The organism is Campylobacter concisus (genome assembly GCF_902460665.1).
GTDB lineage: Bacteria > Campylobacterota > Campylobacteria > Campylobacterales > Campylobacteraceae > Campylobacter_A > Campylobacter_A concisus_AL.
This window is the reverse complement of record NZ_CABPUR010000002.1, coordinates 294,687-306,764: the sequence shown is the minus strand read 5'-3', so window position 1 is coordinate 306,764 and position 12,078 is coordinate 294,687. Positions and strand designations below refer to the sequence as shown.

Below are 12,078 nucleotides of genomic sequence, written 5' to 3'. Positions count from 1 at the left end.
GAGCTGAAATTTCAGCTCTTAACCATTTTAAATTTTTAAAACCTTAATCTGCTATAATCCTTAAAAATTAAATTTACAACAGGAAAGATCATGACTAGAATTTTAATGATAGAAGATGATATGGAGCTTGCTGAAATTTTAACCGAATATCTAGAAAACTACGATATTGAAGTAGTGACTGCTGAAGAGCCATATATCGGACTATCTACGCTAAATACAAGTAAATTCGACTTAGTGATATTAGATCTTACATTGCCTGGCATGGATGGATTAGAGGTTTGTAAAGAGATCAGGAAAAATCACAATATCCCTATAATCATATCAAGTGCAAGGCATGATATAACAGATAAGGTAAATGCTCTTGATAATGGAGCGGATGATTATTTGCCAAAGCCATATGACCCACAAGAGCTTTTGGCTCGTATCAAAAGTCATCTAAGAAGGCAGAGTATCACCCCGGCAAATGAGGCAAGAAATTTAAACAAAGACTTGGTTTTAAAAGAATTTGAACATGAAATTTTATTTAAAGGAAACGTGCTAAATTTAACTGCCGCAGAATACGATATCTTAAAATATCTACTTTTAAAAGAGGGCGGAGCGGTTACTAGAGAGGAACTCATCTACAATTGTGAGAGCATAAATGAAGATAGTTCAAACAAAAGTATCGACGTCATTATCGGCAGGATTCGCCAAAAATTAAATGAAAATCCAAAAGAGCCAAAATACATCCACGCGATCCGCGGTATCGGCTATAAATTGGTTCTTTGATGCCAAGATCGTCTATTTTTATAACCATAACTTTTATCTTTGCTCTTGCGCTCGTTTCGATATTTCTAGCTTTTTTATGGCTCATGGGCTTTGATAAGCAAAACTATACAAGAGAGCTAAATAACAAATACTCAAACGTTGCTAGGACAAATTTGTTTTATATGGGTGGCATCATAAATAAAGCTCAGTACGACCGCCAGCTTTCAAATATCGATATGCCAGAGATAAAAGACGAGAAGAAAAAGGATGAAATTTTAAAGCAAGCAACCGTTTTAGAAGAAATTTCAAGTGATCTAGGCTCAAGTGCGATCTTGCTTTATGATAAGCATCACTACTTAAGGATTGAGCATTTAGACGAGCTAAAACTTTTAATGGATAAAGAATTTCAGCCTTACAGATACGAGGTGATAAAGGCTGTCTTTTTGGTGGTTGCGGTCATTTTGCTAGGTGCTTACATTTTTGTTATCTATAAGATAAAACCACTTAGAAAGCTAAAGCGTCAGATCGTAAAATTTGCAAATGGTGAACTTGATGGCGTGCAAAATGTTGGCAACGGCAAGGATGAAATTTCTGAAGTTTCTGAAGCATTTTATGAGGCGGTTTGTCAGATCAAGGCGCTTAATGACTCAAGGCATCTTTTCTTAAGAAACATAATGCATGAGCTAAAAACTCCTATCACAAAAGGGCTAATCGCCGCTCAAATGATAGAAAAAAGCAAAAATCAAGAAAGGCTAATCTCTGTCTTTCACAAGCTTGAAAATTTGATAAACGAACTTGCGGCGATCGAGCAAATAACATCGAAAATAGGACTTAGCAATAAAACGCCATGTTTTATGAGAGATCTCATCGATGAGGCCATAGATATAGCCATGGTTGAAAAAGAGTGTGTTGGTGTCAGTGAGCTTGATGAGGTTAGGGTGCTTGTTGATTTCAAGTTATTTTCGGTTGCTATAAAAAATATGATAGATAATGGTATAAAATACTCAACTGATAAGCACGTAAATATCGTTGTTAGCAAGGATCATATGAAATTTATAACTCAAGGCGAGAAGCTAAAAAATGATCTTGACTTTTATATCCAGCCATTTATCAAAGGAGAGGATACTCAAAAGAGTTTTGGCCTAGGTTTATATATTGTTAGCAATATACTTGATGCTCATGGACTTAAATTTAGATACGAATATAAAAATGGAATGAATGTCTTTGTTTTTGAAAATTTACAAGATATAATAGTGACTTAAATAAAACATAATAAACAAAAAAGGGCTAAAAATGGCAGCAAAAATTTTCTCACCAGTTGATATCTTATCAATAATAGATCTTGAAATAGCTTTTATAAATCGTTATAAAAATGTAAAAGATTATGCAAAAAATTTATCTTTGATATATTTTTCTTTGCCAAGCACTAAAGAGTATAGTGAACTATTTGAAAAATTTTTAAGACAAACTGATGTTGTTGTAAGAGAAAATGAGCATTATGTGGTTTTGCTTCATGGAACAAACGAAAGAGGAGCTAGTGAGCTATTATCTGGTATTCAAGAGTTTTTAAACGCTGAGCCAATCGATTTGATAGTAAGCTATCCAAAAGACGGAAGGAATGCTAAAGAGCTTACTACTAAGCTTCAAGATGAGATAAAAGATAATTATGGTGTATTGCTTGAAATGCTTTCAAATCAAGAAAAATTTGAAGCTTTTGAAAGTATGATTTAATATAATTTTGTGGAGTTTGTTTGGAGAATTTACTACTATTTTTTGCAGTTTTGCTTATAACTAGCATTCTTTTAAGTAAGATCTCTGATAAATTCGGAATTCCATCTTTAATAATATTTTTAGGCGTTGGTATGCTAGCTGGCTCAGATGGGCTGCTTGGTGTAAATTTTGATGATCAAGTGATCGCTCAAAATGTCGGCATGCTGGCACTCATATTTATACTTTATGCTGGTGGGCTAGATACTGATTTTGCAGCGATTAAGCCTATTTTTGGCAGAGGTTTAGCGCTCGCTACACTTGGCGTTTTCTTAACCGCGCTAGCCATCGCTCCAGTTGCAAAATATCTGCTTGATTTTACTTGGGCGGAAGCCTTTTTGCTAGGTTCTATCATCTCTTCAACAGATGCAGCAGCGGTATTTGCCATACTAAGAGCTAAGAAAATTTCACTTAAAAATAGCATTGCGCCATTGCTTGAACTTGAATCTGGCTCAAACGATCCAATGGCGATATTTCTAACTATGACGATCGTTCAAATGATCTCACTAAATACCATGCCGACAGTATCTGAGTGGGCTATTACGCTAGTTAAGCAGTTTGGCATAGGTATCACTATAGGCTATTTATTTGGCGTTGCTTTGCCAGCTATCTTTAATAGACTTCGCTTAAAAAGCTGGGGCCTTTATCCAGTTTTTTCTATCGCTTGGATATTGCTTTTATACACGCTTTGCTTTAAGGTTGGTGGCAATGGCTATTTGGCTGTTTATATAGCTGGAATTTTTATAAATAAAAAAGAGTTTTCTCATAAGAAAAATTTAGTCGGTTTTCATGACGGTATCGCTTGGACGATGCAAATAGTTGTCTTTTTGACACTTGGTCTTTTGGTAAATCCCTCCGAGCTTCCAGCAACGGCGCTAATGGCGCTTGTTTTGGCATTATGGCTTATGTTTTTTGCAAGACCACTTGGTGTTTTTGCATCGCTTGCATTTTCAAAATTTAAGATAAATGAGCAAATTTTTATCTCTTGGGTTGGGCTAAGAGGCGTCGTGCCAGTGGTGCTAGCTACCTATGTTTATGTCGATGGCGTACGTGATGCAGATATGATTTTTAACATTATATTTTTTATGGTTTTGATTTCGATTTTGATACAGGGTATGTCACTTGGCTTTGCGGCTGATAAATTTAAAGTCAAAGATAGTGAGCAAGAGGATGTTAAGCCGGTAGAAAACTCTCCGATCTTAAGCTACACGCTTCGCCAGCATACCATTCACTATGGCTCAAAACTAATCGGCAAAGATTTGGCTCAGCTTGAGCTTCCAACTGAGTTTTTAATCATCCTAATAAAGCGTAAAAACGAGTATCAAAAGCCGACTGGCTCAACAATCTTTGAAGAAAATGACCTGTTACTGATACAATGCGAAAATCAAGTGCTTTATCAAGATACAATTAAGTATTTGACCTATTAAAATTTTGATAAAACTTGCCACATTTCATTTCTCTTTGTAAATTTTTAAAACTTTACTCGCTTGCCTTAGCAGGCTACTAAATTTAGGTTACACTTCGTTTAGCACTAAATTTAGAGCCGTGATATGCTCGCTCATAAACTTTAAAATTTGCCAGAGTTTTTAATAGCATGCGGTGCGTTAGCACCTTTGTGTGCTACCTCTGATGTGCGAGGTGATTGAGGGATTAAAGGGGGATAAGGGGACGGCCTCATAACTTGAGTCCTCTTGTCTCCCTTTTGATAAATTTACACCTCAAAGCAAATTTTAAAACTTTCATTTACTCGCAAGAATTGACTACTGATTTTAGGCCTCGCAAAGCTTGCCACTAAAATCAGAGCCGAAATTGCTCGTTCATGAAATTTTAAAATTTGCCTGAGCTTCATATATGTAAAATTACCTACTAAAATTTGGCTTCACTTGCAGCTTAGCTCAAATTTTAAGGCCAAAACAAATCCGTTCAGTCTCATTTTATTTTGCTTTTTATAAAATCACTAAAACACTAGCAAAATGGGAGGCAAAATGCTTGATAGTATCATCCTTGCGGTCTTGGTATATTTTGCAACATTCTTATTTATGTTTTTTCTGCTTGCCTTTTTTGCCTTTTGGTATATAAGCATGCCGCTACTTGTCATCTACATCGTTATAAAATTTATAAGACAAGCAAAAGAGTGCGAGAGGATATGTGGCAAGCTTGAGTAAAATTTAAATTTCTAGCCCAAATGAGCTAGAAATTTCTTTATTCTAAGGCTTGAGCCAGATCAGCGATCAGATCCTCGGCGTTTTCAAGACCTATGCTAACTCTTATTAGTTCTTTTGTGATTCCGGCTTTGATGAGCTCTTCACTGCTTAGCTGTTGGTGGGTCGTTGAGGCTGGGTGCGTGATGAGTGACTTTGTATCGCCGATATTTACCACGATCTTAAAGAGTTTTACGCGCTCTAACATCTTTTTTGCGCGCTCAAAGCTATCAGTTTCAAAGCAAAATAGCCCATTTGCCATGCCATCTTTAAAGTATTTTTGCGCCTTTGCGTGATCTACGTTGTCGGCAAGTCCAGGATAAGCCACGCTTTTTATATGTTTGTGAGAGTTTAGAAATTTAGCCACTTTTAGCGCGTTTTGCGAGTGTCTTTCAACTCTAACAGCAAGCGTTTCAAGCCCTTGTATAAGCTGCCAAGAGTTAAACGGAGAGATTACAGCACCGATATCGCGCACGATAGCAAGCCTCATTCTTAGCGTGTAGATGTCAAAACGATCCGTCATATCAGCATAGACGATATCGTGATAGCTCGCATCTGGCACGTTAAAATGCTCATATCTCTTGTTGCCTTTTAGCTTTTCGTTTAGGTGATTTGCGCTTACGACCACACCTGCCAGGCTAAGGCCCTGACCGCTCATATATTTGCTAGCACTATGCACGCAAACATCGACACCGTGGCAAAGTGGCTGAAAGATGATAGGCGTTGGCACGGTGTTATCGGTGATGCTGATGATGCCATATTTGTTTGAAATTTCTACGATTTTCTCGATATTTGGGATAGAAATTTGCGGATTTGAAAGCGTTTCAAAAAATATAGCCCTCGTTTTATCATCTATCAAAGCCTCCAGATCATCAGCAGTGTCGCTGTCAAAGACTCTAGCCTCTATGCCAAATCTTTTTAGCGTGTGCGTAAAAAGTACTGTCGTGCCGCCATAAATTTTCTTAGCGATGATGATGTTATCGCCTGCTTGGGCTAAATTTATGATGCTATAAAACAAAGCTGACTGACCGCTCGCAGTCGCTATCGCAGCGGCTCCGCCCTCAAGTGCAGCGACCCTTTTTTCAAAGATGTCTGTCGTTGGATTGCCAAGTCTTGTGTAGATGTAACCACTATCTTTTAAATCAAACCTAGCAGCTGCGGTCTCGGCACTTCCAAAGTCGTAAGCCGTGCTTTGAAAAATAGGCACAGCCATCGTGCCAAAGCCCTCATGTGTGTCGTAGCCTACGTGGATCGCAGCGGTTTCTTGCCTCATTTTTGCTCCTTTTAAGGTAATTTTGGCGTAAATTATACATTAGCAAAGCCAAAATTCAGGGGATAAAATCAATTTTTGATATAATTTGCCAAAAAAAGGAAAAATTTGAACCAAGTTACGGACAAATTTAAGCGTGTAAAATATCTTCGTGCGTTAGAAAAATTTGCAAAATCAGCGATAAATGGTCTAAAAAGAGATGACTTTGACGAGGGAGAATTTCGCCAAAGAGTTGAGAAAAACGCGAAAGTCATCGAAAAAATAGAGGCTGTCTATCTTGATCAGCCATACTCAAAGGCACTAGAAAATTTTATAAATTTGCTTATCAAAAATGCCCCAAAAGAGGAGCTTTTAAAGGCGGCAAATCTACTTGATAAGCTCAAAAATCAAAAGACATATAAGAAAGAAAAACATAAAAATAAATTTAAGGATGAGGATTGAAAGTAGTTATTTTTGATATGGATGGCACGGTGATCGATAGCGGCGAGGCGATATATAAAACGGTAAATGAAGTAAGAGATGAGCTAAATTTGCCGCCACTTGAAAAAGAATTTATCATAAAAGCGATCAATGAGCCAGGTAGAAATTTGGCACTTGAGTTTTACGGCATCGACACGCCAAGCAGGAGCTTAAAAGAGGGTTTTGAAGAGAAATTTAAGAAATTTTACGATGAGTGCGCGACTACCTATGAGGGCGTAAAAGAGCTTTTGCAAAAGTGCAGAGATGCTCACTATAAGGTCGTTTTGGCAAGCAACGCACCGCACGATACGCTAGAGAAAATTTTAAAGAAAAATGAAATTTACGAGCTATTTGACGAGGTCATCGGAGCTAGTAAGGAGATACCGCAAAAGCCAGATCCTGCGATGCTTCACCTAGCTGTTAGTAAAACTAAAGCTAGTAAGGCGATCTTTATAGGAGACAGCCTAAAAGACGAACTGGCGGCTAAAAATGCAAATATGCCTTATGTGCAAGTTTGCTGGGGATTTGGCGAGGAGAGCAAAACTGCAACTTATAACGCTAAAAATGTTAGCGAGGCGTGGGAGATAATATTAAATTTTTAACTTAGTTTTAATTGGCTATAATCTTAAGAAATTTTCGAAGAAACAGCGATGATAGATATATTTGAGGGCAGTGCGAGGGATAAATTTTATGACATTTTGTTTAACGCAAATGCCGTTTTGGTTAAAAACGAGATAGATAAAATTTTTGAGAAATTTGTGGCTATGAGCGAGCTTTGCGAAAAGCATGGCGTTGGCGAAGATGAGATCAGAAATTTTATAGCCTCAGAGCAAGATAAAATTTATAACGGAGTAAATGACCTATATATCGAGCTTAGCGGAGAAATTTTAAGCCAAAATGAGTAGAATTTTTGCGCTCATTGCTTTGCTAGTCGCTCTTGTCTTTGCAAAAGAGCCAAATTTTGACCCAAATTCGGTGCATACATTTGAGCTTAAAAAAGACGAGTGGGCGAGGGTCTTTATAACTGAAAAGCGAACTCAAAGGGTTGAAACTTTTGACTTTCGCTGGACGCTGTTTGATAGCACAAATATCACCGTGCAAAGCTTTTTTAGGCGCCATCCAAGGCAGATGGTCTTTTCGCTAAGACAAGGACAAAACACCTACATGCAGCGAGTTTTGCCTGATTTTATGATGCCGCCAAACGAGAGCGTGAGCCTTTATATATCATTTATTGATTTTAAGGATAAAAAGGCGCATTTTAGGGTGGCGCTGCTAGATGAGAGCAAGCGTGTGGATGTGGGTTTTAGAGATCCAGATGAGGCTAAATAGAAGGATAAAAATGGATAAAATCGATGAAATAATGGGTAAATTTATAAGCGAGCTTGGCTATAAAGAGGCGTTTGAGATGTTTGTAAAGATAAGCTCAGGCAAGAAGCTGCGCTCAAAACTTCTTTTAAAGATCGCAGGAGAGAGCGAAAATTCTCTTAAGCTTTGCGCTATCATCGAGCTTATCCACCTTGCAAGCTTACTGCACGACGACGTCATAGACGAGGCAAATATAAGACGCGGCAAGCCAAGCATAAACGCGCTTTTTGGTAGTAAAAACTCGGTTATGTTGGGCGACATCCTCTACTCAAAGGCTTATTTTGAGCTTACAAAATTTGATTCAAGCATCGCAGCTATCATCTCAGATGCAGTCAGCAAGCTAAGTATCGGCGAGATGATGGATGTGAAAATGGCTGAAAATTTTAATGAAAACGAGCAAGAATATTTAAAAATGATCTACTATAAAACAGCTGTTTTGATAGAATCCACGGCTATTTGCGGAGCAAAGCTAGCTGGCAAAGATAGCGAGAAATTTGGAATTTATGGCAAAAATTTAGGTCTTGCTTTTCAGATCGTGGATGACATATTAGACATAACTCAAGATGAAAAAACGCTTGGCAAGCCAGCACTTAACGACTTCGTTGAAGGCAAAACGACACTTCCTTACATTTATCTTTATAAGAGCTTAGACGAAGCTGGTAAGACAAAGCTTAGATCGCTTTGGTCAAAGAAGCTAAACGCGAGTGAAATTTCATGGCTAAAAGAGGAATTTATTAAGACAAATTCGCTTCAAAAAGCAGTAAATGAAGCAAAAAGGCTTGGAGCTGAAGCGATAGAATCGATAAAAGAGTATAAAAACGCTGAGCTTGAAGGGATCATAAAAAGCATGATAGATAGGGAATTTTAATGCACTATTTAGATATAAGTTTTACATATAAAAATACTGATATTTCAGTTAGAGAAAAGCTTGCATTTGATAGCGATGAGAAAAAAGAGCAAATTTTAAAACTACTAAGATCAAACAAAAGTATAAACGAATGCATGGTTTTAAACACATGCAACCGCGTCGAGATAATTGCAAGCGTTAGTGATCTAGAAAGTGCAACGACGCATGCGTTTAGATGCATGTCTGTATTTTCAGGTGTTTTTGAAGATGAGCTTTATGAAAGGGCTGATATTTATGAAGACAGCGGAGCCGTGCACCACCTCTTTGCCGTGGCAAGCTCGCTTGATAGCCTAGTCGTCGGCGAAACTCAGATCGTTGGTCAGTTAAAAAATGCCTTTAAATTTGCTTACGATAGCTCAGCTTGCGGCGAACAAATCAGTAAAATCATCCATTATGCATGTAAATGCGCTGCTAAAGTTAGAAACGAAACTCAAATTTCTAAAAACCCGATCTCCGTTTCAAGTGTCGCCGTAGCAAAAGCAAAAGAAATTTTTGGTACGCTTGAAGGAAAAACTGCTATCGTCGTAGGAGCTGGCGAGATGGGCGAACTAGCAGCAAAACACCTAATCTCAAGTGGCGCAGAGGTGATCATTATAAACAGAAGCTCCGAGCGTGTTGAGCAGCTAGTTGATAGCCTTGGTGACAACGCTAGCTGGGATAGTATTTTAAAATTAAAAGAGTATGTAAATAATTATGATCTAATATTTTCAAGCACCGCAGCCCCGCACGCGATCATCACAAATGCCATAATCGAACCAAGAGAATTTCATAGATACTTTTTCGATATTGCCGTGCCAAGGGATATTGATCTTATAAATACAGAATTTATTAGCGTCTATACAGTTGATAGTTTAGAGGAGATAGTAAGGAAAAATTTAGCCCTAAGAGAGGAGCAAGCACAAAAGGCTTATTCGATCGTAGGTCAAGGTACAAGTGAATTTTTAAAAATTTTAAAAGAAGATATGAGCGTGCCGCTCATAAAATCTATCCGCAAACAAGCTGAAATTTGCGCTAAAAACGAGCTAGAAAAGGCGATAAAAAAGGGCTATTTAAAACATAGTGATTATGAGGAGGCACAAAAGCTCATTCATCAAGTTTTTAAAGCCTTTTTGCACCAGCCAACGATGAAGCTAAAAAGCCTTGCGGACGATGAGAGATCTAGCGAGCTTTCAAATGGAGTTAGATTTTTATTTGATATAAAAGAAGAGCAAAATTTTCAAGTGGGAGATATAGATGAGATTTAGTAAATTTTATGCACCAACGACCAAAGAAGCACCAAAAGACGCATCTTTGCCAAGTCATAAATTTTTAATAAGAGGTGGATTTGTCGAGCAGATAGGCTCAGGACTTTACAACTATCTACCGCTTGGAAAGATCATGCATGAGAAAATTTCTCGTATCGCACGAGAGGAGATGGATGAGGCTGGAGCGCTAGAGGTGAGCTTTAGCGTGGTTACTTCAGGCGAGCTTTGGAAGCAAAGTGGACGTTACAACGTCTTTGGCAAGGAGCTTTTGCGCTTTAAAGATAGAAAAGAAAATGATTTTGTTATAAGCCCTACAAACGAAGAGGCAGCCGTTGCTTTGGTACGTGGCAAGGTGACTAGCTACAAGCAGCTACCGCTAAATTTATACCAGATAAATACTAAATTTCGTGACGAAGCAAGACCACGCTTTGGCTTGCTAAGAGGACGAGAATTTACAATGAAAGATGCTTATAGCTTTCACTCTAGCAAAGAGGATCTAAAGCGTGAGTTTGACCTTATGGAGGCAACTTATAGTAAAATTTTCACTCGTTTGGGGCTAAATTTTAGAGCTGTTGAGGCTGATAGTGGAGCTATCGGTGGTAGCGGCAGTAAAGAATTTATGGTGCTTGCAAGTAATGGCGAAGATGACATCCTTTGCTGTGAGGCTTGCAAATACGCTGCAAACATAGAAGCTGCTAGAAGGAAAGCTAGAACAACCGAAGCTGAAGCGCCAGAGGCTGATGCGGCTAAATTTAAGACACCAGATACAAAGACTATAAAAGGTGTGGCTGAGTTTTTTAAAGTTAGCGAGTTTTACTGCATAAAAGCTGTTATTAAAAAAGCTATTTATGAAGACAAAGAAGAAGTTGTGGTCTTTTTTGTAAGGGGCGATGACGAGCTTCAAGAGACAAAGGCGCAAAATGCTTGCAAGGCGCTAGAACTTGTCGATGCTAGCGAAGAAGAGATTATAAAAGCTGGGCTTGTGGCTGGATTTTGCGGACCAGTTGGGCTAAAGGATGTAAAATTTTACATAGACAACGAGCTAAAAGGCGCAGATAATATGATATGTGGTGCCAACGAAAAGGATTATCACTTTGTTGGAGTTAGTGTTAGCGGGTTTAACGAAGAGAGATTTAAAGACCTTGTAAAGGTAAAAGAGGGCGATAAATGCCCAGAGTGTGGCGGAAATTTAAAACTTAGCAAGGGCATAGAAGTCGGTCATATCTTTCAGTTAGGCGATAAATATTCAGCTGCTATGAATGCGACATATCTTGATGAAAACGGCAAGGCAAAGCCATTTTTGATGGGCTGCTACGGCATCGGCATCAGTAGGCTGATTGCCGTAATGATAGAGGCTAGCCACGATGAGAAGGGCTGCATCTGGAAAAAAGAGTGTGCGCCGTTTGACGTGGAGATCATCATTTCAAATTTAAAAGATGAAGAGGGCGTAAAATTTGCATTTGAGCTTTATGAGAGCCTTAAAAAAGCTGGCGTTAGTGTCATCATCGACGATAGAAACGAGAGATTTGGCGTTAAGATGAATGACTTTGAACTCATCGGCTTCCCTTATGCGCTACTTGTAGGTAAAGAATTTGTAAATGGCAAGGTCGAGTTTATAACAAGAGATGGTTTAAGTAAAGAAACGATCGGCGCAAACGAGGCCTTTAAAAAGATAAAAGAAAGCTTATGAGATTTTTCGCATTTTTGTTTTTTTTGATAGAAGCGATATTTATCTATCTTTTTGTTGATAAATTTGGCTTTTTAAACTATTTTCTCGAGGTGCTAGTCTCTGGATTTGTAGGTATTGCACTTCTTTTTAATGCTGGATTTTCTAGCTTAAATTCGCCTCAAGTGGCGCTTAAAAGCTTTCTTGGTGGAAATTTATTTAGTCAGTTAGGACTTAGCTTTGGTGGAATGCTTTTGTTTCTGCCAGGAATTTTAACAGATATTTTTGGCATAGCCGTAGTTATTTTTTCTTTGATATTTAAGAAAAATGCAGCAAAAAATGAGAGCTATCAGGAGTTTAAATTTCAAAATTTTAGCGAGCAGAGTGCTAAAAAAGATGATGGCGAGATCATCGACGTTGAGGTTATCGAAGAGCCAAAAAGAGTAAATTAG

Annotated in this window: 14 protein-coding genes; 13 read left to right on the top strand and 1 reads right to left on the bottom strand. The window is 38.1% G+C overall.

What is annotated here, in order from left to right; translation table 11 throughout:
* Positions 1 to 90 precede the first annotated feature (90 nt).
* The 5 genes from F3G66_RS04865 (at position 91) to F3G66_RS04845 (ending at position 4,679) form a co-directional block, all read left to right on the top strand.
* Complete coding sequence (locus F3G66_RS04865; protein ID WP_103619089.1) at positions 91 to 768, top strand: response regulator transcription factor; 678 nt, start codon at positions 91 to 93, stop codon at positions 766 to 768.
* Positions 768 to 2,009, top strand: coding sequence for an ArsS family sensor histidine kinase (locus F3G66_RS04860; RefSeq protein ID WP_149707334.1), 1,242 nt, complete (start codon positions 768 to 770; stop codon positions 2,007 to 2,009). Before F3G66_RS04865 ends, F3G66_RS04860 begins: the two co-directional genes overlap by 1 nt.
* A 31-nt stretch (positions 2,010 to 2,040) precedes the next feature.
* Positions 2,041 to 2,478 carry a pyridoxal-5'-phosphate-dependent protein gene (locus F3G66_RS04855; protein WP_149707333.1) on the top strand — a complete coding sequence of 146 codons (438 nt, stop codon included), beginning with the start codon at positions 2,041 to 2,043 and terminating at the stop codon, positions 2,476 to 2,478.
* 20 nt (positions 2,479 to 2,498) lie between these two features.
* Entirely contained in the window at positions 2,499 to 3,941 is a 1,443-nt protein-coding gene (locus tag F3G66_RS04850; protein WP_149707332.1) for a potassium/proton antiporter, read from the top strand.
* A 558-nt stretch (positions 3,942 to 4,499) separates the two neighbouring features.
* Positions 4,500 to 4,679, top strand: coding sequence for a transformation system protein (locus F3G66_RS04845; protein ID WP_103560269.1), 180 nt, complete (start codon positions 4,500 to 4,502; stop codon positions 4,677 to 4,679).
* Between the two features lie 37 nt (positions 4,680 to 4,716).
* Here the strand turns inward: F3G66_RS04845 and F3G66_RS04840 are convergent, their stop codons facing one another.
* Positions 4,717 to 5,988, bottom strand: a complete 1,272-nt coding sequence (locus F3G66_RS04840) for an O-acetylhomoserine aminocarboxypropyltransferase/cysteine synthase family protein (protein ID WP_149707331.1) — start codon at positions 5,986 to 5,988, stop codon at positions 4,717 to 4,719.
* A gap of 105 nt (positions 5,989 to 6,093) precedes the next feature.
* On the opposite strand from F3G66_RS04840, the gene F3G66_RS04835 reads away from it, so the two are divergent.
* From F3G66_RS04835 to F3G66_RS04800, 8 genes are read left to right on the top strand one after another with little or no spacing between them, the layout of a single operon-like run.
* Entirely contained in the window at positions 6,094 to 6,426 is a 333-nt protein-coding gene (locus tag F3G66_RS04835) for a hypothetical protein (protein ID WP_149707330.1), read from the top strand.
* Complete coding sequence (locus tag F3G66_RS04830; RefSeq protein WP_149707329.1) at positions 6,423 to 7,046, top strand: HAD family hydrolase; 624 nt, start codon at positions 6,423 to 6,425, stop codon at positions 7,044 to 7,046. The genes F3G66_RS04835 and F3G66_RS04830 overlap by 4 nt, the downstream gene beginning before the upstream one ends.
* A gap of 48 nt (positions 7,047 to 7,094) precedes the next feature.
* Positions 7,095 to 7,349 (top strand): DUF2018 family protein, encoded by a 255-nt coding sequence (locus F3G66_RS04825; RefSeq protein WP_103644071.1) that lies wholly within the window; start codon positions 7,095 to 7,097, stop codon positions 7,347 to 7,349.
* A complete protein-coding gene (locus tag F3G66_RS04820) occupies positions 7,342 to 7,773 on the top strand; it encodes a hypothetical protein (RefSeq protein WP_149707328.1) in 432 nt (143 codons plus the stop codon). Before F3G66_RS04825 ends, F3G66_RS04820 begins: the two co-directional genes overlap by 8 nt.
* Before the next feature lie 10 nt (positions 7,774 to 7,783).
* Positions 7,784 to 8,677 (top strand): polyprenyl synthetase family protein, encoded by an 894-nt coding sequence (locus tag F3G66_RS04815; protein ID WP_149707327.1) that lies wholly within the window; start codon positions 7,784 to 7,786, stop codon positions 8,675 to 8,677.
* Positions 8,677 to 9,960: a glutamyl-tRNA reductase gene (hemA, locus tag F3G66_RS04810; protein ID WP_149707326.1), complete on the top strand. Its 1,284-nt coding sequence runs from the start codon at positions 8,677 to 8,679 to the stop codon at positions 9,958 to 9,960. Before F3G66_RS04815 ends, hemA begins: the two co-directional genes overlap by 1 nt.
* The gene (locus F3G66_RS04805) at positions 9,950 to 11,650 is read left to right on the top strand and encodes a proline--tRNA ligase (RefSeq protein ID WP_149707325.1); all 1,701 of its coding nucleotides are present in this window, start codon (positions 9,950 to 9,952) and stop codon (positions 11,648 to 11,650) included. Before hemA ends, F3G66_RS04805 begins: the two co-directional genes overlap by 11 nt.
* Complete coding sequence (locus F3G66_RS04800) at positions 11,647 to 12,078, top strand: FxsA family protein (RefSeq protein WP_149707324.1); 432 nt, start codon at positions 11,647 to 11,649, stop codon at positions 12,076 to 12,078. Before F3G66_RS04805 ends, F3G66_RS04800 begins: the two co-directional genes overlap by 4 nt.